The 20,757-nt window shown below is 46.1% G+C and carries 14 protein-coding genes; 8 read left to right on the forward strand and 6 right to left on the reverse strand.

Features of this window, described 5'->3' with window-relative positions:
- A complete protein-coding gene (locus EDI28_RS13890) occupies window positions 1-1,818 on the forward strand; it encodes an AAA family ATPase (protein ID WP_128784485.1) in 1,818 nt (605 codons plus the stop codon).
- A gap of 266 nt (window positions 1,819-2,084) precedes the next feature.
- Here the strand turns inward: EDI28_RS13890 and gcvP are convergent, their stop codons facing one another.
- The 3 genes from gcvP to EDI28_RS13905 form a co-directional block, all read right to left on the reverse strand.
- Window positions 2,085-4,982, reverse strand: a complete 2,898-nt coding sequence (gcvP, locus tag EDI28_RS13895; protein WP_128784486.1) for an aminomethyl-transferring glycine dehydrogenase — start codon at window positions 4,980-4,982, stop codon at window positions 2,085-2,087.
- Window positions 4,983-5,113: 131 nt separating this feature from the next.
- The gene (gcvH, locus tag EDI28_RS13900; protein ID WP_128784487.1) at window positions 5,114-5,494 is read right to left on the reverse strand and encodes a glycine cleavage system protein GcvH; all 381 of its coding nucleotides are present in this window, start codon (window positions 5,492-5,494) and stop codon (window positions 5,114-5,116) included.
- A 109-nt stretch (window positions 5,495-5,603) separates the two neighbouring features.
- A complete protein-coding gene (locus EDI28_RS13905) occupies window positions 5,604-6,899 on the reverse strand; it encodes a serine hydroxymethyltransferase (RefSeq protein WP_128784488.1) in 1,296 nt (431 codons plus the stop codon).
- 576 nt (window positions 6,900-7,475) lie between these two features.
- Here EDI28_RS13905 and EDI28_RS13910 point away from each other — a divergent pair.
- The 3 genes from EDI28_RS13910 to EDI28_RS13920 all read left to right on the forward strand — a co-directional run bounded on the left by EDI28_RS13910 (window position 7,476) and on the right by EDI28_RS13920 (window position 9,802).
- A complete protein-coding gene (locus EDI28_RS13910) occupies window positions 7,476-8,111 on the forward strand; it encodes a helix-turn-helix domain-containing protein (RefSeq protein WP_128784489.1) in 636 nt (211 codons plus the stop codon).
- 162 nt (window positions 8,112-8,273) lie between these two features.
- Complete coding sequence (gene gcvT / locus EDI28_RS13915) at window positions 8,274-9,392, forward strand: glycine cleavage system aminomethyltransferase GcvT (protein WP_128784490.1); 1,119 nt, start codon at window positions 8,274-8,276, stop codon at window positions 9,390-9,392.
- A gap of 137 nt (window positions 9,393-9,529) precedes the next feature.
- Entirely contained in the window at window positions 9,530-9,802 is a 273-nt protein-coding gene (locus EDI28_RS13920; RefSeq protein ID WP_233353378.1) for a hypothetical protein, read from the forward strand.
- A gap of 641 nt (window positions 9,803-10,443) precedes the next feature.
- On the opposite strand, the gene pdsS is transcribed toward EDI28_RS13920, so the two are convergent.
- On the reverse strand, window positions 10,444-12,618 hold the full coding sequence (gene pdsS / locus EDI28_RS13925) for a proteobacterial dedicated sortase system histidine kinase (RefSeq protein ID WP_128784491.1): 2,175 nt from the start codon (window positions 12,616-12,618) through the stop codon (window positions 10,444-10,446).
- A gap of 18 nt (window positions 12,619-12,636) precedes the next feature.
- The gene (pdsR, locus tag EDI28_RS13930) at window positions 12,637-13,323 is read right to left on the reverse strand and encodes a proteobacterial dedicated sortase system response regulator (protein ID WP_128784492.1); all 687 of its coding nucleotides are present in this window, start codon (window positions 13,321-13,323) and stop codon (window positions 12,637-12,639) included.
- A 23-nt stretch (window positions 13,324-13,346) separates the two neighbouring features.
- On the opposite strand from pdsR, the gene EDI28_RS26975 reads away from it, so the two are divergent.
- The 3 genes from EDI28_RS26975 to EDI28_RS13940 are packed head-to-tail and all read left to right on the forward strand — an operon-like array spanning window position 13,347 to window position 14,548.
- Window positions 13,347-13,544: a hypothetical protein gene (locus tag EDI28_RS26975; protein ID WP_164918560.1), complete on the forward strand. Its 198-nt coding sequence runs from the start codon at window positions 13,347-13,349 to the stop codon at window positions 13,542-13,544.
- A gap of 17 nt (window positions 13,545-13,561) precedes the next feature.
- On the forward strand, window positions 13,562-14,347 hold the full coding sequence (pdsO, locus tag EDI28_RS13935; protein ID WP_128784493.1) for a sortase-associated OmpA-like protein PdsO: 786 nt from the start codon (window positions 13,562-13,564) through the stop codon (window positions 14,345-14,347).
- A 15-nt stretch (window positions 14,348-14,362) separates the two neighbouring features.
- Window positions 14,363-14,548 (forward strand): hypothetical protein, encoded by a 186-nt coding sequence (locus tag EDI28_RS13940; RefSeq protein WP_128784494.1) that lies wholly within the window; start codon window positions 14,363-14,365, stop codon window positions 14,546-14,548.
- A 158-nt stretch (window positions 14,549-14,706) separates the two neighbouring features.
- Here the strand turns inward: EDI28_RS13940 and EDI28_RS13945 are convergent, their stop codons facing one another.
- Window positions 14,707-15,645: a chemotaxis protein CheV gene (locus tag EDI28_RS13945; RefSeq protein ID WP_128784495.1), complete on the reverse strand. Its 939-nt coding sequence runs from the start codon at window positions 15,643-15,645 to the stop codon at window positions 14,707-14,709.
- Window positions 15,646-16,369: 724 nt separating this feature from the next.
- Here EDI28_RS13945 and fdhF point away from each other — a divergent pair.
- Complete coding sequence (gene fdhF, locus EDI28_RS13950; RefSeq protein ID WP_128784496.1) at window positions 16,370-20,524, forward strand: formate dehydrogenase subunit alpha; 4,155 nt, start codon at window positions 16,370-16,372, stop codon at window positions 20,522-20,524.
- Window positions 20,525-20,757 lie beyond the last annotated feature (233 nt).

Below are 20,757 nucleotides of genomic sequence, written 5' to 3' on the forward strand. Positions count from 1 at the left end.
ATGGCTGGTATTTACATTACTGAACTTAGATTATCTGGGGCTGAAAAACCTAACGCGATAGTCAACTTCAAAAAGGGCGTAAATATTATTACAGGCCCTTCAAATACGGGTAAGACATTTGTTTTTGAATGCTTGGACTACATGTTAGGTAAGTCAAAGCTGGAGAGAAGAATATCTGAATCTAACGGTTATGAGCATGTGTTCCTTGAGCTGGAAGATTATGTAGGTAACGTTTATACCCTGAAATCCGACCTTCACGGTGGTGATTTTTTGTTAGGTGAGTGCTCGGTTGATGATTGGGAAACGACTCAAGAGCATGTCACACTGAAAAGGAAGCATACGGCAAATAAAACAAACACTCTCTCACACTTTATTTTGTCTAAATGCGGACTAGAAAACAAATGGATTCGAGTGAATCAAAAAGCAAAAAAGTCGGAGTTAAGTCTTTCATCAATGAGACCGCTTTCTTTGATTGGAGAGCTAAATATTCCAAAGGTAGAGTCACCATTCCTTTCAGGCCAACATATTGATAAAACGAAAGAAACTAATGTAATTAAATTTTTGGTTACTGGGATAGATGATTCAGCTTTACAAGAAACTCCTTCAGACAAAGTGATAGCAAACAAATCTGGCAGGCTAGAGATGCTAGAAGAACTGATTGATAAGCATGAGCATAGTCCAGATTCCGAAAGAACCATAGAAGAGTTAGAAGACCAGCAGACAAAGTTAGAGTTAGCTATCTATGAATCAAGAGAAATTGCAGATAATGTAACCGAGCGCATGTCTCATTATGAAGATCAGAGACACACCGTATTGGAACGAATGGATTCTTTAAGAACTAGCGTCAAAGAGCAAGAGTTCCTAAGCAAAAATGTATCGATCATAGAGAAGCAATATATATCTGATTTAAGCAGGCTTGGCTCAACGCTAGAAATGGGAGCGGCTTTGTCGAGCATAGAACGCCAGAACTGTCCTGTGTGTGAAGCTAGCTTTGTTCCAAAAGAACCGACGAACAAAGATATCTGTATTAGTGCCGATGCAGAGAGGAAGAAGATAGGTGCAATGCTTCATGAAGTTGGTTTAGCTAAAGCACAATTCCAATCTGAGATTGAAGAACATAGTTCTGAGATCCGTGCGCTTCAAAATGAACTTACCAATTTGAATGATCTTATTGCAAGGCATTTCAATCAGTCGTTTCAAGATCACTTAGAAGAAATTGATGAGTTGCAGTTGAAGCTTCGGGAGATTAATGAAGAATTAGTATCACGTTCTTTTGTAAGCTCATTGTGTAAGCAACGCGATGAGCTGCTGGAATTGGTTACTCTTTCAAAAACAGCCAGACAGTTTGAGAAGTTAACTATTGAGAATCTAGAATCAATAGCAAAAACAATGGAGCGATTGCTGATTCGTTGGGGGTATTTAGATATAAACTCAGAGCATAGAGTAGTGTTTAGTGAAAATGATAATGATTTTGTTATCAACGGGGAAGCAAGGAAGCTGGCGGGTAAAGGTTATCGGTCTATAACTCATGCTTCTTTCACGTTGTCATTGCTTATACAAAAATTAGGTTTAGGGTTCTGTGTTATGGATTCGCCACTAGTTACCTATAAAAAGCCAGATGTCCCGATTGGAGAGGGCATATCTAACGACATGGCGACTGAATTTTATTCTTCTCTGTTAGAAATTAAAGACGATTGCCAAGTAATAGTTATTGAAAATGAGGACGTACCTTTGGAAGTTAGTCGCAATGTTCATCATATACATTTCACCAAAAATCCAGAGTATGGAAGGTATGGCTTAATACCTATTGAGAATTAGAGGCTAACTAAAGGTTTAATATCTAATATCTATTAAATATCAGGGTCTTTCAGAGTGTGTCGCCTTTGATTTGTAAATCTGAGTCCTATGATATGAATAGAAGCAACCCTATAGCGCTCCCTTTTCGAATTGATAAATGTTGAAGGTAATTAAAAAGGCGAACCAAACGGTTCGCCTTTTGTTTTCAAGTTAGTTTCTAATTTAGTTATCGGTTTCCAACTCGGTTATCACAGTTTCCAACTTGGTTATCTGTGATCAGCAAGCTCTTAGTCTTCCATGTAGTTCTCAATACCCGGGCAAGAACATACTAGGTTACGGTCACCGAATACGTTATCAACCCGGTTAACCGTCGGCCAGTACTTGGCGTCCTTGGTCTGGTTTGATGGGAAGCAACCTAGCTCGCGGCTGTAGCTGCGGTTCCACTCGGTTTCCATTAAGTCTGCCTGAGTATGCGGTGCGTGGACTAGCGGGTTGTCTGCCAGATCCCACTCGCCATCTTGAACACGGGCAATCTCATGGCGGATAGCAATCATTGCGTCACAGAAGCGATCCAGTTCAGCCAGGTCTTCAGATTCTGTTGGCTCGATCATCAGTGTGCCGGCAACAGGGAATGACATGGTTGGTGCATGGAAGCCGTAGTCCATCAGACGTTTAGCAACGTCTTCCTCTGAGATGCCTGAAGCTTCTTTGATTGGACGGATGTCGATAATACATTCGTGAGCGATGCGGCCGTGTGTACCACGATACAGAACTGGGTAGTGCGGACGCAGACGCTCCATTACGTAGTTTGCACCCAAGATAGCCAGTTTAGTTGCTTCAGTCAGGCCTTCTTCGCCCATCATCGCAATATAAGCGTATGAGATAGGCAGGATAGAGGCTGAACCTAGCTCTGCTGCTGATACAGCGTACTGAGGCTTGTCGCTTTCAGAACTTTCTGTGTGACCCGGCAGGAACGGAGCCAGGTGCGATTTAACACCGATAGGACCCATACCCGGACCACCACCGCCGTGTGGGATACAGAAGGTTTTGTGCAGGTTCAGGTGCGAGACGTCAGAGCCGATGAAGCCAGGGCTTGTTAGGCCAACCTGCGCGTTCATGTTGGCACCGTCAAGGTAAACCTGACCGCCAGCTTCATGAACCAGCTCACACACTTCCTGAACGGCTTCTTCGTATACACCGTGGGTAGAAGGGTAGGTGATCATGATGCACGACAGGTTGTCGCGGTGTTTTTCGATTTTTGATTTCAGATCTTCAACGTCGATGTTACCAAGGTCGTCACAGCCAACTACCACAACTTTCATCGATACCATGGCAGCAGAAGCTGGGTTAGTACCGTGCGCAGAGCTTGGGATCAAGCATACGTTACGGTGTGACTCTCCGTTAGACTCGTGGTAGCGCTGAATCGCAATCAGGCCAGCGTACTCACCCTGTGCACCTGAGTTTGGCTGTAGCGAGAACGCATCGTAGCCTGTTACCGAGCACAGCATTTCAGAGAACTTCTCAGCAAGTTCAGCATAGCCTTGTGCCTGATCTGCTGGGGCAAATGGGTGCAGGGAACCGAATTCAGGCCAAGTTACAGGGATCATCTCTGCTGCGGCATTTAGCTTCATGGTACAGCTGCCTAGCGGGATCATACCGTGAGTTAGCGAGTAGTCTTTGTTTTCCAGCTTCTTCATGTAACGCATCATCTGCGTTTCACTGTGGTGCTCGCTAAATACTGGGTGAGTCAGGTACTTGCTGGTACGGCGGCAGCTTTCTGGAATGGCTGCGAATTCATCGGAAGCAATATCTGCTGTGAACATTGATGCTTTTAGCTCATCACCGCTGAACAGAGTCAGTAGCTCTTCGATATCTTCAATTTTGGTGGTTTCGTCAACGCTGATACCAAGCTGACCGCTCTTGTCATCAGTAGCCGGATATTTACGCAGGTTGATGCCCGCATCGAGCGCCTTTTTGTAGAGCTCGTTAGTTTTCTTGCCGGTATTTAGCGTAATGGTGTCGAAGAAGGCGTCGTGCGCTAGTTCGATACCAGAGTTGCGTAGGCCAGCAGCAAGAATTGCTGTTAGGTGGTGGACACGGCGGCCGATTTTACGCAGGCCTTCAGGACCGTGGTAAAGGGCATAGAATGCAGCCATGTTTGCTAGTAGTGCCTGAGCTGTACAGATGTTCGATGTCGCTTTTTCACGACGGATGTGCTGTTCACGCGTTTGCATCGCCATACGTAGCGCTTGGTTATCTTTGGAATCTTTCGATACACCGATAACACGGCCAGGCATTGTACGCTTGTGCTTGTCTTTGGTTGCCATGAAGCCCGCGTGCGGGCCGCCGAAGCCCATTGGGACACCGAAGCGCTGGGCACTACCGATAACTACGTCCGCGCCCATTTCGCCAGGTGATTTCAGTAGCGTTAGTGCCAGCAGATCAGAGGCAACAGCGACCAGTGTTTTCTTGGCGTGTGCTTTTTCGATAGTTTCAGTTAGGTCTACCACGTTGCCGCTGGTGCCAGGGTACTGAAGCAGAGCGCCGAATACATCGTGGTTGTCCAGCTCGTCGATAGAGCCTGTGATGATTTCAATGCCGATGTAGCCGGCACGAGTACGAACAACATCTACAGTCTGTGGGTGCAGATCGTTCGATACAAAGAATGTCTTGCTCTTGTTTTTGCCTGCACGCTGACACAGTGTCATGGCTTCGGCTGCTGCTGTCGCTTCATCAAGCAGCGATGCATTGGCCAGTTCCATGCCTGTCAGATCCATGATCATCTGCTGGTAGTTAAGCAGTGATTCTAGGCGACCTTGGGAGATTTCTGGCTGGTAAGGGGTATAAGCTGTGTACCAACCTGGATTTTCCAGGACGTTACGCAGAATAACATTAGGCGTTAAGGTGTTGTAGTAACCCTGACCGATAAAACTGCGGTTGATGATATTTTTGCTTGCGATTGCTTTAAGCGCAGCAAGCATATCTGATTCGCTTTGAGGCTGGTCTAACTTCATTGGTTCTGGCAGACGAATTGCTGCCGGGACGGTTTGTTCAATCAGCTGATCAACGCTTGCAACGCCGATAGTTTCCAGCATGATTTTTTGTTGTGCTGAATCCGGGCCATTATGACGACCTGCGAATTCCTTATCGTCACTTAATGCATTTAGAAGAGTCATGTCGGTCATGGTTCTTTCCTGAACAGTTACTACCTATTACACCTGAGCATGATGCAATAGTGGGAAGTCATCGAGAGTAGGTTGAAAACCGGCTTTTAAGCGGAAATTATCTTTTTCGGTACTTAAAAGCCGATATTCACTTAGTCTTCGTCGATAGACGCTAGGTATTTCTCGCCGTCGATAAGCTTGCTTAGCTCTTCAACATCTGCAACTTTGATCTTAGCAATCCAGCCGCCTTCGTATGGTTCTTCGTTAATCAGCTCAGGGCTGTCTTCCAGCTCTTCGTTGATTTCAACAATTTCACCGGTTACCGGCGCATAGATGTCAGAAGCTGCTTTTACAGATTCAACTAGAGAGAAAGTCTCACCAGCTTCTGTTGAGTCACCCACTTCTGGAAGATCAACGAATACAACGTCACCAAGTAGACCCTGAGCGTGGCTAGAGATACCCATAGTGATAGTGCCGTCACCGTTATCGCGTACCCACTCATGACTTTCAGCGAACTTCAATGTATTTTCCATTTTTACTCCTTGCGCAATGCTTCCGCAGATTTTGTTTATTTTTACAGGCCCGTATAAAAGTCATCGGGCCACAGATTTTCGGTTTGTATCAATCAATAATCGTAGAGGACTACTGGTATAGCGGGAAACGGCTGCAGAGTTTCTGTACTTGCTGTTTCACACGCTGCTCAACTTCACTGTTGTCTTCTGGGTTGGCAACCAGCCCGTCAAGTACGTCACCAATCCACTCACCAATTTGCTTGAATTCGTCAGAGCCAAACCCACGGCTTGTGCCTGCCGGTGTACCAAGACGGATGCCTGATGTAACCATAGGCTTTTCAGAATCGAATGGGATGCCATTCTTATTACAGGTAATACCTGCACGCTCCAGGGCTTCTTCTGTCTGATTGCCTTTTAGGCCCTTTGGACGAAGGTCAACCAGCATCAGGTGAGTGTCTGTACCATTGGTAACAATATCGCAACCGCGAGCTTGCAGGACTTCTGCTAACACTTTCGCGTTGTTGATCACATTTTTAATGTACAGTTTGAATTCTGGTTCTAGGGCTTCACCAAGAGCAACGGCTTTACCAGCAATAACATGCATTAGCGGACCACCCTGAAGGCCAGGGAAAACCGCCGAGTTGATCTTCTTGTTAATATCTTCGTGGTTAGTCAGGATCATACCGCCACGAGGGCCACGCAATGTTTTGTGCGTTGTTGTCGTAACAATGTGTGCGTGCGGAATCGGATTTGGGTGTTCGCCAGCTGCAATTAGTCCGGCAATGTGCGCCATATCAACCATCAGGTATGCGCCAACTTCATCGGCAATGGCTCGGAACTTGGCAAAATCAATTTTACGAGGAATAGCAGAACCACCAGCGATGATCATTTTTGGCTGGCTTTCGATAGCAAGCTCACGAACCTGGTCGTAGTCTATTTCGCAGTTGTCTTTGCTAACACCGTATTGAACCGCATTGAACCACTTGCCGGAAAGGGCAGGGCGAGCACCGTGAGTTAAGTGGCCACCAGCATCCAGAGACATACCTAGGATGGTGTCGCCTGGCTGAAGCAGTGCGAGCATCACTGCACCGTTGGCCTGGGCGCCAGAGTGTGGCTGAACGTTCACGTACTCGCACTGGAAAAGTTGTTTGGCACGAGCAATGGCGATTCTTTCTACTTCGTCGACATGTTCACAGCCACCGTAGTAGCGGCGACCTGCATAACCTTCGGCGTATTTGTTGGTTAAACAGCTACCTTGTGCTTGCATAACCGCTTTAGAAACGATGTTTTCAGAGGCGATCAGTTCGATTTGCTGGTTCTGACGGTTCAGCTCTGCCTCGATGCCTGCATTAACAGCTCCGTCCACCTGAGCAAGGTTGGTGGAGAAGAACATTTCTAAATCGTGGTTTTGGTATGAAGCTTTCATTTCACGTTATCCTCAAGTGCGCCCTAGTGGGTGTTCCATTGTCCAGAGCCATTGGCTGTATTGTAGTTATGGATAATGTCTGCAGCTGGTTGCCTTAATCAGACCAAAATATGACAGTTGAATGTCTAACTGGCCCTAACAACTGCGTAACATACCTTTCTATAGATAGCCGATCAAACGGAAATTTCCAATAGTGGATCATTGTCCACTTTAGTATCGATTATATTAGGCAAACGTTTGCGCCTTGTCATGCATATTTCTCTCTGAAGGCCAATTTCTTCGTTTATTTACCGGAGTGCAGTGTTGTTGCGAGTTGGTTAATAATGATAACAAGCCCAGTAGCTATAAGGGTTTTGTAAGAGTTTCCTATATCAGGTAGTGTGGGAGAAAGGAATGTGCCGCAGTGCAATTATTGTGCTTTTGAGCGGTGGAAAAGGCAGCAAAAAAATAAAAGTTTCCTTTTGGAAACTTTGTTTCAAATATGATGCGTCGGTCAAACTTTTTCATTGGTATGACTTTTAAGTTTCCGATCGGCTATGCCAAAATGAAGTAACAGTAGTACCAAGGAGGGAAGTAATGAGTGATAAACAACAGGTAGATATCTACCCATCGATGACGGTAGCCAAAGAACATGGTACGGATAGAGATGAGAAAATCGAGCCACTGAAACTCGGTAAGCGGTTAAAAGAAATCCGGATGGCCCATGGGCTAACTCTGGAAGAAGCCAGTAAGCGTACCGGGCTGGCCCGTTCGACGCTGTCTAAGATTGAGAACGAGCAAATTTCTCCTACGTTCCAGGCGATGCAAAAGCTGGCTGGTGGATTAGAAATCGATATTCCTCAGCTGTTTGCACCACCAAAGCAGATAAAAGCAACGGGCCGCAGAGATATCACCCGTCAGGATGAGGGAAAGCCGCATCCAACGACAACGTATGAGCATGAGCTGCTGGCAACGCAGCTAACCAAGAAAAAGATGATGCCGTTTAAGTCTCGGGTACGGGCTCGCCAGTTTGAGGACTATTCAGGCTGGATCCGCCATGACGGCGAAGAGTTCTTGCTGGTGTTATCTGGCGAGATCACTTTTTTCTCTGAGTTTTATGAGCCGGTGAAGCTGAGCGAGGGCGACTCGGTTTATTATGATGCCACCATGGGACATATGTTGGTATCAATTAGCGATGAAGATGCGCACATTCTTTGGGTAACGGCATCGTGACATCAGTGTAAGGACGATTATTTGTACTGATGTGAAATTATGTGAGGTGGCGCAGTTTGAACCGCAAGAAACTTTGTTTACTATAGTAAACCTAGTTTAACATAGTCGCAACAAGTGATATGGAAAATAGCCGCATACTCGCGGTTCACGGAGTATAAACGTATGTCCCAAGAATTACTGGTAACACCTCTGCACGCTCTTCATGTTGAGATGGGCGCGAAAATGGTTCCTTTTGCTGGCTATGACATGCCTGTTCAATACGCATTAGGTGTTCGCAAAGAGCATATCCACTGCCGTGAAGCAGCCGGTTTGTTTGATGTTTCACATATGGGTCAGCTTCGCCTTCATGGTGCCAATGCTGCGAAAGCCCTTGAAGCACTTGTTCCTGTCGATATTATTGACCTGCCAGCAGGCAAGCAGCGTTATGCATTCTTTACCAACGAGCAGGGCGGGATCTTAGACGATCTGATGGTGACTAATTTTGGTGATCACCTGTTTGTCGTGGTGAATGCGGCATGTAAAGACCAAGATATTGCCCATATCAAAGCGCATTTACCTGCCGATGTTGAGATGGAACTCATTGATGATCGTGCATTGCTTGCCCTGCAAGGACCAAAAGCCGCAGAAGTATTGGCTCGTTTGAATCCTGCTGTGAGCGACATGCTATTTATGGATGCTGTATCTATTGATCTGGGTGGCGCAGAGTGTCTGGTAAGCCGTTCTGGCTATACCGGTGAGGATGGTTATGAAATCTCTGTGCCGGCTGATAAAGCAGATGCACTAGCACGTGAACTACTGGCAAACACTGAAGTAGAGTGGATTGGCTTGGGGGCTCGTGACTCATTGCGTCTTGAGTGTGGCCTATGTTTATACGGTAACGATATCGATACAACAACGACGCCTGTTGAGGCCAGCCTGTTGTGGGGTATCAGTAAGCCTCGCCGTGCGGACGGTCAACGTCCGGGTGGTTTCCCGGGTGCTGAATTGATCCTTGAGCAAATCCAGACGAAGGATGTAGCCCGTAAGCGTATCGGTTTGCTTGGCCAGTCAAAGGCACCTGTTCGTGAAGGCAGCAAGCTGTTTGATGCCGACGACAATGAAGTGGGTATTGTTACAAGTGGTACATTTGGCCCAACCAAAGGTGCACCGGTTGCAATGGCGTACGTGAAGACTGATCTGGCTAAGATTGGCACTGAACTGTTTGCAGAAGTTCGTGGTAAGAAGTTACCTATGACTGTTGAGAAGATGCCGTTTGTGCCACAGAACTACTACCGTGGTTAGTCACAACAGTTAAACTGAATGATATTCAATGAAAAGGAGCCGGTGGCTCCTTTTTTATTGATGGTCTCATTAATAAGTTGGCGTTGTACTTGTTGATCATCTTCACTTAAAGGGGCAAAACTACCTTGGTGTGAATGATGATGAAACGATGTGCACTTGTGATTGTTGGTGTGGCAGTTCTAGTTATGGCGCCGGCACACTCAGAAACCTTGTTGATGACATACGATGAATACATAGATCGCTGTCTTCATACCTATGGCGAGGACAAGGTGACCAAAAGCGTTTGTGAATCTCAATATCAGGCTATTGAAAAGAAAGAGCAGGAGGTAATGGCTCAGGTTGATAGCCGTGAGGGAAGGGCATGGTTGTCAGAGTCACCGCAAAGTGAAAAAGACTATCGTCCTAAATAAGTACAGACATGAAACGGGCTCATAATGCCATCAGGTTGTTACAATCTCTTTATTGCATCTAGAATGTTGTTCAGGTTCGATTTAGCCTTCAAGGGTAGTATTAATTATGTAATCTAAACAGAGGAAGACATATTGGATACCATTGTTAGTTTGTTGTTTATTTTAGTTAGTGTGTATACGGCAGTTTGTGTACTTCGTACGTTCAGAACAACAAGTTCATCGACCTCGGGAATTGAAGGCGTTCTGGTTGAACCTGGTAGTTTATATTGTCATGCCTCGAATCAGGCCAAGCTAATTAATCAATAACGAAGCCATAACAGTAGGAGCTAATATGTATACCGCTCACTACCTCCGCTGTTGTTAGTGCGATCAAGACGCTCGTAATACCCTCTCTGTAGAGGTGTGTCTTGATGGTAGAATAACTCGGATAGATCAAAGTAGCTCGGTACTTGTGCTTGGTGGCTACTGGTTGGATGATTTATGCAAAATATGCTGTTTGAAATATTGCTAGCTATAGCTGCAATAACGATTGCTATCGGGTTGTTTTCAGCAGCTGTGATGGCATAAGAAAAAACGATAAATGTGGTGCTCTGATATACCCAAACTATTTAAATCTAATAAAGTAGTTTGGGTATATTAGTTTAACTTTCTATGATTTGTATGGGCAGGGTAACAACGACCTCAACACCCTGACTATCGATACGGTTTCTCAACGTAATATCTCCATGATGGTATTGAGTTATTAGCCTAGCAATAAATAACCCTAGGCCAAGGTGTGGCTTGGTTTGTTTATGTTGGCTGCGAACTGACACCATAGAGTTGAGTAGTTGGTCTGACATATTATCGGGCAGTAGCGGACCGTAGTTACTCACCGTTAGAATTGCCGATGACCCTTGCTGGCTCAATGAGACTTCAATAGCATCGTTATCGTTGCTGAAATCTTCCGCATTGGCGATTAGTTTGTCCAGTAGCTGGGCAAGGTAATCAGGGGCTCCGAAAATGAAAATGTCCGGCTTTTCAGTTTGTACATCAAAAGTCTGATGTGGATAAGCCATCTGGTATCCCTGCATGCATCCAGTTACAAGTTCGTTGAGGGGAAATCGTTCTTTTTCTGCTCCTTGTAGACTCTGCTCGATACGCGTTGCTTCCGTCATGCTTGATAGGATAGTACTCAGTCGATGTACCCCATCTTGTGCTCGGGCAATATAGCGCTGTGAGTCTTCATCCTGATTATGCATCGAGAGGTTTTCTATTGAAGAGCGAACGACGGCAACAGGTGTTCTCAATTCGTGAGAAAGACGGGATGAGAGGTTTTCCAAATAGTGATTATACTGTCCCAACCGGCCTACCATGGCTGCCATACTGCGGGATAGGTCGCCAATTTCATCGGTATCTTGTGTCGGGGAGATGAGCTGCTGAATGCGCCCTTGGCTGTCGATGGCCAGCTCAGCTTCATCACGCAGGCGGCGAATTCGAGAGGAAATTTTCGAAGCGAAAAGAAACAGGGTGATGGTACCTATCGTGATAATGGCCAAAATAGCATTGAAGAGTTGCTCCATTGCCCGATTTCTCAGCGTTTGAATACCAGCCGTTGACTCTTCGGCAATTACTGCACCCATGACATTGTCACCGAGCCAGATGGGATAGGCTGCCGCGAGGATCATGGCCTTTCCATCTTCAGACTGGCGCCAGTGGGAATAACCCCGACCATTTAGAGCCTGCGAAACATGAACGCCTTTGACCAGTGCGGCATCCTTGAGAGAATCAACAAATACGGTAGGTTCGGAAATGAGGTAGCGATAATAAAGTGGGTGGAGAATTTTTTTCTCGATGGCTGACCACCACGAGTCATCATTAGCCGCATACTTAACCGATGATGACCAAACTCCGTTTGACTTCTGGATATCGCCTGTCTGGGCGAGTACACGCTGGTGGCGGTCGATAACCCAGATACGGGTACTGGTATGCCCCATGCCTTTCAGGATCTTTTCTATTTCAGGTGAAGGGACCAGTACTGTTCCCAGTCGATTGAGGTGAGAGGTATTGGAGGTGCCGATGATAGTATCAATTTCTCGATTCTGGGCGTTATTGACATTGTAAAAAGCAAACCCTAGCTTATTGCCGAGGAATGATAGCGGTAGCCTGAGTTCAATGTTGTACCCTTTGTCTGTCGTGCGCCAATAGCCTTGAATTTGATTCTGTAGGATCAGGCCGCTAGAGTCGGTGATGTCATTGGTAATTTGCCACGCATTAACCCAGCCATCAGCATGGGCTGAAACAACGTATCGGAAAAACTCACCGTCAGGGGACGTCATGGCAATGATCAGGTGGTCATTGCGATCGACACGTACTGAATTCTTTCGACGTAGGATCGGGCTGCTATCGGTCACTTCAAAAGCGGCGTAAAGGTAACCTTCGTATTTACCGACAAGATGGCGGAAGCTAATGCTGTTTTGGTTATACGGACGGCGGCTGAATTGAACATATTCACGCCCGTAATGCACCATCTTGTCGTCATAATCTGTCCAGTCTGCAAGCTGGCCATTGAGGGTGATTGGATTTTGGAGTTCATAGGCGTATAAGTCATGCCCTTTCCTGACGGACTGCAAAAAGCTGGCTTGAGTACTAAACAACTTTGGGCGTTCGTTCAATGCCGTGGCTACAGCGCGAGTTGTGCCGACCAATGTTTGTTCTTGCCCCTGTCGCAATAGCTTTTCCATTTCAATAATATACTTATAGCCGACCCAAGGCAGGGTTAGCAGAAAGCTAGAAATCAGAATCACTTTTACTCTAAGGCCGATGCGAAATTTAGGCATAGTATTGTTCAACCTCAGTTATGAACCCCATCGATAGCCCATTCCATATACCGTGTTAATGCAGTCAAAGTTGTCATCATATTGCAGGAATTTTTTACGGATCCGTTTTACATGTGACGTGATAGTACTGTCGTCGACGACAACCTGAGCCTCATCCATTAAGTCATGGCGACTTTTGACATGTCCAGGTCGTTTTGCCAATGCGTAAACCATCCAGAATTCAGTAACTGTCAGCTCAACCAGTTCTTTGTTCCAGAAGATCTGCATTTTGTTCTTATCAATTGTCAGCGCTCCGCGTTCAATGAGGGTTTCCTGCTCGGTCGGTGTGGCAAGAAGAGCGCTGCGACGAAAAAGAGCTGCGATGCGAGCCATCAAGTGGGGCAGGCTTGTGTCCTTGGTCAGGTAATCATCAGCTCCCATTCTCAGGCCGCAGACAGTATCAAAATCACTATCTCGAGCCGTCAGGAAAATAATAGGTATTGTTGGTGATAAAGCTCGTAGTGATTGACACAGCGAAAAGCCACCGTCGATTTCGTTCTGTAGGCCGATATCAATAATGGCTAGATCCGGTAGATTGTGCTCGAACGCAGCTTGTGCATCTGGTCGGTTGTCATACCCCTGCACGTTGTAGCCATGTTTCTTTAATACATCGATATAGTTTTCACGAATAGCGTCTTCGTCTTCGACAATCACAATTTTCTTCATGTACGGCCTTAGCGGATGATTTCATGGGTATTGAGCTGTTGTTATGTGCTGACTATACAATAAAAAAAGGCCGAAAAAAGCCACAAGAAGCGATTGCCATTTTTTTGCCACAATTGATCAGCATATTGCCCTTTTTCCTCCTCAAGATTGCCAGAACAAGTTGGTTTAATTACCTCATCGAAACGACATCGAAGAAAAACAAACAATCAGCACACTTTTAACTGATGAGGAATAAAAAATGAAAAAGCAGCTAATCTCGACACTTATTGCAACCGCTCTTATGGCATCGGCTATTGCACCAGCGGTTCAAGCCTCAGACATGCAGCCTTCTGAAATGAATCCTGACCAGGATACCTACACAGTTGGCAAGGACGAGCAGTTAATCGGTTTAGGTTCCGGGGCAGCGTTCGGGGCGCTTGTCGGAGGACCTGCAGGGGCGGTGATAGGCGCAATTGTCGGTGGCATTGCGGGTACTGCGATGGGGCAAGAGCAGCATATCAAATCACAAGACGAAGAAATGGTAGAGCTAGCGGCACGGAATACCGAACTTGAGCGTATCAGTCAGCGATACAACCAGTCACAAATTGAGATTGCCCGTCTACAGCAGGAAATGATTGAGCAAAGCATTGAGCGCAATACCCTTGAGCAGCGCCAGATTGATTTGGCTCTAGAGATGAATGTGCACTTTCGCACCGGTTCGGCAAGGATTGAGCCGCATTTTGAGGAACAACTTGTGGAGCTGGCGGAGCTAATGAAGCAGGCACCCGAGGTGAAGTGGGAGCTGTCCGGCTATGCCGACCGTCGCGGTGATAGCCTGAAAAATTACAACCTGTCACAACAACGTGTTGAAGCCGTTCGTGCGTACTTAGTACAACGTGGTGTTGATGGTGACCAGATTTTTGCATCGGCCTATGGCGATCAGGAACCGCTGAAAGCAGAGCAGAACTTTGAAGGTGATTTTTTTGACCGCCGAGTGACACTCCGTAGCAATCAGAACCAGGTTCGTACTGCCAACACACACTAAAAGGGTCGATGTAGTATGAGCCAAATGAAACCCAAGGGAGCACCTAGCTGGGTGCTTCCACTTCTCATCGTTGTTCTGCTGACAATGCAGTTAACGGTAAAAGCAGAAGATATAAAATACCAGAAGATTGATATTTTGCACGGTGAAACGTTGGAGGCCTGGAACGAACTTGAGCCCGTGACTAATAAGGAGTGTGAGTAATGATTATGGATGAACAACTATGGTTTACTGTGCTGCTGAAACTGTCAGTACTCCACTTAAGCCTCGTTTATTGCTAGAACTCGGTTATTGTGAGGAGAGCGGCAAAATGTGGATAGAAAAAACTCGCCAGACGGCGAGTTCTCCACATCAGCTTGTTGTTACAGTACTGCACGTAATCTGTCCTGGACTACTTCAACCAGCAGATCTGGCTGAAACTTGGAAATAAAGCGGTCACAGCCAACTTTTTTCACCATCGCCTCATTGAAGCTGCCGCTGAGCGAGGTATTAAGGGCGATATACAAATTACTCATTCTTGGATCGTTACGGATTTCATGGGTTAGCTTATAGCCATCCATTTCAGGCATTTCAGCATCAGTGAACATCATCAGGATTTCATCGTTGATATTCTTACCTTCATCGCACCAACCTTTAAGTAGGTTCAGTGCCATTAGACCGTCGCTGGCTTCAATCAGCTGGAGTCCCAACTGTGAAAGCGTATCGCGGATCTGCGAGCGGGCCGTAGCTGAATCATCGACAATCAAAACCTTGCGGCCATGGAAATGGTTCACGATATTGTTATCGAGGACTTCTTCAGAAATCTGAATATCATAGTCAATGATTTCTGCCAGTACCTTTTCGACATCGATAATACTAACCAGCCTGTCAACACCATCACGTTGCAGTTTGGTAAGGGCCGTCAGATAGTTATTTTTCCCGACTTGGCTTGGTGGTGGCTGGATATCACGCCATGTCAGGTTCTCAATGTTCATAACCTGGCCGACAAGAAATGCCTGTACCGAGCGGTTGTATTCGGTGATGATCATATTGCTTTCACCGCTATTATCAACCGGGCGCATACCAATAGCTTGGCGCAGGTCGATTACCGGGATTGATTGTCCCCGGATATTGGCAACACCAGTAATATTAGGGTGTGAGCCAGGAAGAACGTTAAGCTTAGGTAGCTTAACGACCTCTTTGACTTTAAACACATTGATGGCAAATAGCTGTGATGAGTTCAGCTGGAAGATAAGTAATTCGAGTCGGTTTTCACCGACAAGCTGGGTACGCTGATCAACAGAATCTAGAATATTGGCCATAATTTGCCCGGAAGCTCACAAAATTATTAACATTATCATCAAATTATATGTTGTTCGCTAAGCAAAAGTCACGTGTTATATAGCGTTTCCTGATAGCTTGATAACAGGTTTAGTGGCAACTCTGTGATTATTATCGCTTTCTCACGACATTCTTTCGCACCTGCAGACCGGGGAGTTGTGGTAAGAACCACTCCCCGGTCGTCAAGTACAGCAAGCAGACGCATTTCTATTGGTCAAGTGAGTAAATGAGAATTTATCTATATTTATGTGTCTAATATAAATACAAATTGTGTTTTATTTTTTCAGTTATGGGGCCGTGAATCGACTCAGTTTCGAATATCATTCGAAGTTTTAACGATAATTTAATCGATAAAGCCTCGTAGATATATATTTGTGCCACCTTCGAGGTAGGGGAGTTGAAAGTGAATAATGAAAATATATTTCAGTTTCTGTCTGTTTGATTGTAAATGTAGATTATTGCTTACTTTATTTTGAATGGAAAATAATTCACTACAGTGTTTCAAATCAAGGAATTTTATTCTGATCCTGATACGTTGGAGGAATAACAAAAAATGATGATTTCTCTCGATCATCCTTGAGCGCTGTACCTGGCTTTCCCTATGAATAAGAAGTTAGTTACTACTTGTTATCTGAGTAATAATCAGGTTTAACCGTATAACTCATTGCCTTGATGCAGCGCCGAGCAACAGTAAAGAGGCAATATATGATAAATGTCACAATAGACGGACAAGCCGTAGCTGTTAATAAGCAGCAAACATTGCTTGAAGCCGCTACACACTGCCAAATTGATATCCCATCTCTATGTGGCTTAAATAAAAACGGTGAAAAAGTACCGTGTGAGTTATGCGTAGTTGAAGTCGAAGGACAAGGCACAAAGCGCGCATGTGAAATTCATCCTAGTGAGGGGATGAATGTTACAACTCAGAGCGAAGCATTATCGGCCGCTCGTAAAAAAGCATTGAACCGCATTTTATCTGATCACTATGCAGACTGTGAGGCACCGTGTCAGACGGCTTGTCCGGCAGGGGTTGATATTCAGTCTTATCTCTATCATATTTCTCAAAATGATCATCAAAAAGCGGTTGAAGTTATTAAACGTACATTGCCAATGCCGCTTTCCATTGGCCGTGTGTGTCCTGCATTCTGTGAAACTGAATGTCGACGCGGCATTGTCGATGAACCGCTGGCAATTCGACAGCTAAAACGTCACGCCGCCGATGTTGATTTGGTTGCGCAAGAGCAATATGTTCCCGAATTGAAGCCAGCCAAAGGTAAATCTATTGCCATTATTGGTAGTGGCCCTGGCGGTTTAACCTGTGGCTATTACTTAAGTAACGAAGGTTACAGTGTCACAGTGTTTGAATCGATGCCTCAGGCTGGTGGCTGGCTGCGCTACGGTATACCTGAATACCGATTGCCGAAAGCGATTTTAGATAAAGAAATTGAACTGATGTGCCGTAACGGTATGCAGGTCGAAACGGGCAAGGTACTAGGTAAAGACTTCCTCTTATCAGGTCTTGCCAAAGATTACGATGCAGTCTGCCTTGCGGTTGGTGCATCAAAAGCGGTAGAAATGAATTATCAGGGCAGTGAACTGGATGGCTGCTACTTGGGTGTCGACTACCTCAAAGACTATGTGACCGGACACCAGTATACGACCGGCAAAAAAGTAGCTGTTATCGGTGGTGGTAATACCGCCATTGACTGTGCCCGTACTGCTGTTCGCGATGGTGCCGATACTACGCTGATCTACCGTCGAACCCGTGATGAAATGCCTGCGGAAGACTATGAAATAGTAGAAGCAGAGCATGAAGGGGTGAAATTCCACTTTCTGACAAACCCTGTCGAGAATATTGCCGATGACAACGGGCGTGTTAGTGAAGTTAAGCTCGAAAAAATGGCACTGGGAGAACCTGATGCCTCCGGTCGTCGCCGTCCAGAAGCTACCGGTGAATACTTTACCGAGGCTTTTGATACTGTAATCGCAGCCGTGTCGCAGAAGCCTGATCTGGCTTTTCTCGAAAATGATGACATTGAGCTGCCAGTTACCCGTTGGCTGACACAGGAGTCTGATCCGGACACTATGTACTCCGGCTTAGAAAATATTTTCAGTATCGGTGATTTTCGTCGTGGGCCGGCAACGGCAATCGAAGCCGTTGCAGATGGTCGCATTGCTGCGCAATCCATTGACCGTTTCTTTAATGGCGATATGGAGAATATCCCGGTAAAACCGTTTAACTCCCAGAAAGCACCGAAGGTGAAGCAGGTTGACCCGCAGCAATTTGCCGGGATCAAAAAAGCAATGCGTTCTGTCATGCCAGAGTTGAGTACGGAAGAACGAGAGCTTAGTTTTGCTGAAGTCGAAACGGGTTTCATGAACGAAGAGGCTATTCGAGAAGCCGAGCGCTGCCTTGAATGTGGTTGTCAGGCGAATACGGATTGTAGCCTTCGTGATTATGCCACCGAATATAATGTTGAAAACAAAGATCTGGATTTGGGCAGCTGTCAGAAATTCAGTGTCGATGATAGCTCCGAATTTATTGTCTTTGACGCCAACCGTTGTATCAGCTGCGGTCAGTGTGTTGAAGCCTGTAATGAACAGGCGGTACATGGTGCGTTGAGCTTCATGAAAAATACTGACGGCAGCAGTGCCAAGCGACCAGAATGCCGCCCGGGTTTTGACAACGGTTATAACATGGGTGATTCAAACTGTGTCCAGTGTGGTGCCTGCGTTCAGGTTTGCCCGACCGGTGCACTGGTTGATAGTCGTGATAAGTCGCAAGGTCGAGTTGAAATGCTGAAGCCTGTAGATTCGATTTGTACCTATTGCGGGGTAGGCTGTAAGGTCACGATGTTTGTCGATGAAGTCACCAACAAAATCCGTTACGTTCAAGGTGCTAAAGACTCGCCGGTGAACCAGGGTATGTTGTGCGTGAAAGGACGCTTTGGTTTTGATTTCATTCAGAGTCAAGAACGTTTGGATGCGCCGTTGATCCGCAAAGATGGCCAGTTACAGCCAGCAACTTGGGATGAGGCACTGACTCTAGTTGCCGAGAAGCTTGGAAGTATCAAGGCGCAGCATAGTGGTAATGCCTTGGCGGGTTTCTCGTCTGCAAAGACGACTAACGAAGATAACTACGCGTTCCAGAAGTTTATTCGTCGTGAACTGGGTACCAATAATGTCGATCATTGTGCTCGATTGTGTCACGCGTCGACGGTTACTGGCCTGGAGGCCTCTCTGGGTAGTGGGGCGATGACTAATGATATTCCGAGTATCAAGCACTCGGATGTCGTATTTATAATTGGTTCTGATACTACCTCTGCCCATCCGATCATTGCCTCGCATATTAAACAGGCAATTCGTCAAGGCACGGCGCGTTTGATTGTTGCCGATCCGAAACGAATCGATATTGCTGAGCATGCCAAGCTGTATGTTGCCCATCGTCCGGGAACCGATGTGATGCTAATCAATGGCATCATGCAACAGATTATTAAGAATGGCTGGCATGACGAACAATATATTGCTGAGCGTGTTGAAGGGTTTGAGGCGCTTAAAGCCGAAGTCATGCGTGATGAATATGCGCCGGATAAGATTGAGCTGATCACGGGCGTTCGTGCCAACGATGTCATTAATATGGCTGAGATGATCGGCACCGCTGAGCGTACAGCAGTGTATTATTCGATGGGGATCACCCAGCATACGACAGGCCATGACAATGTCCGCTCGATTGCTAACCTTCAGTTGCTGTGCGGTAACATTGGTATTGAAGGTGGCGGCATCAATCCGCTGCGTGGTCAGTCAAATGTACAGGGCGCCTGCGATATGGGAGCGCTGCCGAATAATCTACCTGGCTATCAGAAGGTTTACAATCCCGAAGTTCATAGCAAGTTTGCTAAAGCCTGGAATAAGCCTGATTTACCATCCGAGTCTGGTTTGACCCTCACTGAAATTATTGATGCTGCTTGTCATCAAGAGGTGAGAGGGTTGTATGTTATGGGTGAGAATCCGGTACTCAGTGATCCGAATCAGGCGCATGTAATCGAGGCGCTGGAAAAACTCGACTTCTTGGTTGTTCAGGACATTTTCCTAACCGAGACAGCTCAGTATGCAGATGTTGTGTTGCCTTCATGTTCATTTGCAGAGAAGTCAGGTCATTTCACCAATACCGAACGTCGTGTACAGCGTATTTCGCCAGCAATTAACCCGCCGGGTGAGGCCAAGGAAGATTGGTGGATCATTCAAAGTATTGCCAACGCAATGGGTAGCGACTGGGCATATCAGTCAGTACAGGATATAACGGAAGAAATCTGTCAGATGACACCACAATATGCAGGCATTCATTGGGATCGTATCGGACGCGATGGTATTCAGTGGCCATGTAAAGACTCACAGCATCCGGGTACACGCGTCATGCACCAAGAGTCATTTGTTCGGGGTAAAGGAGAGATGGTGGCGATACCGTTCCGTTATGCGGCGGAACTGCCTGATGATGAGTATCCATTGATCCTGACTACCGGACGTTTGCTTGAGCAGTTCCATACCGGGACAATGACCCGTAAAACCAAAGGGCTGGATAATCTTGCCGGACCACGTGCCATGATTTCGGTTGTTGATGCAGAACGCCTAGGGGTTGGTAATGGTGAGATGCTGCGCGTGTCGACCCGAAGGGGGAGTATAGAGACACCGGCTTTCGTGACTAAACGTATGCAGCCTGGTGTTGTGTTTGTGCCGTTCCACTTTGCTGAGTCACCAGCAAACCGATTGACGATCACGGCGACTGATCCGCATGCGAAGATCCCAGAGTTCAAGGTTGCAGCTGTTAAGGTTGAAAAACTGGTGGAAGCAGCAATAGCATAACAGCACGTTTATTTGTTGTCAGATTAAGACACCCGGCCTTGGTCGGGTGTTTTTTTGCGTGACAGGTAACGGACGGTTAAATAATAATCCATCTAAAGCACAAATCCCGGCATAAAGCTTGCCATGTTTTTGGAAAATAAGCGCTCAAAAAATAAATTTTAAATTCCATATTTAATAATTCGATATGGCCCTTCAATAACAACTCATGCTGATTTTCTCCGGCCTGCTTTGGG

It is taken from the genome of Photobacterium chitinilyticum (assembly GCF_004104355.1).
Lineage (GTDB): Bacteria > Pseudomonadota > Gammaproteobacteria > Enterobacterales > Vibrionaceae > Photobacterium > Photobacterium chitinilyticum.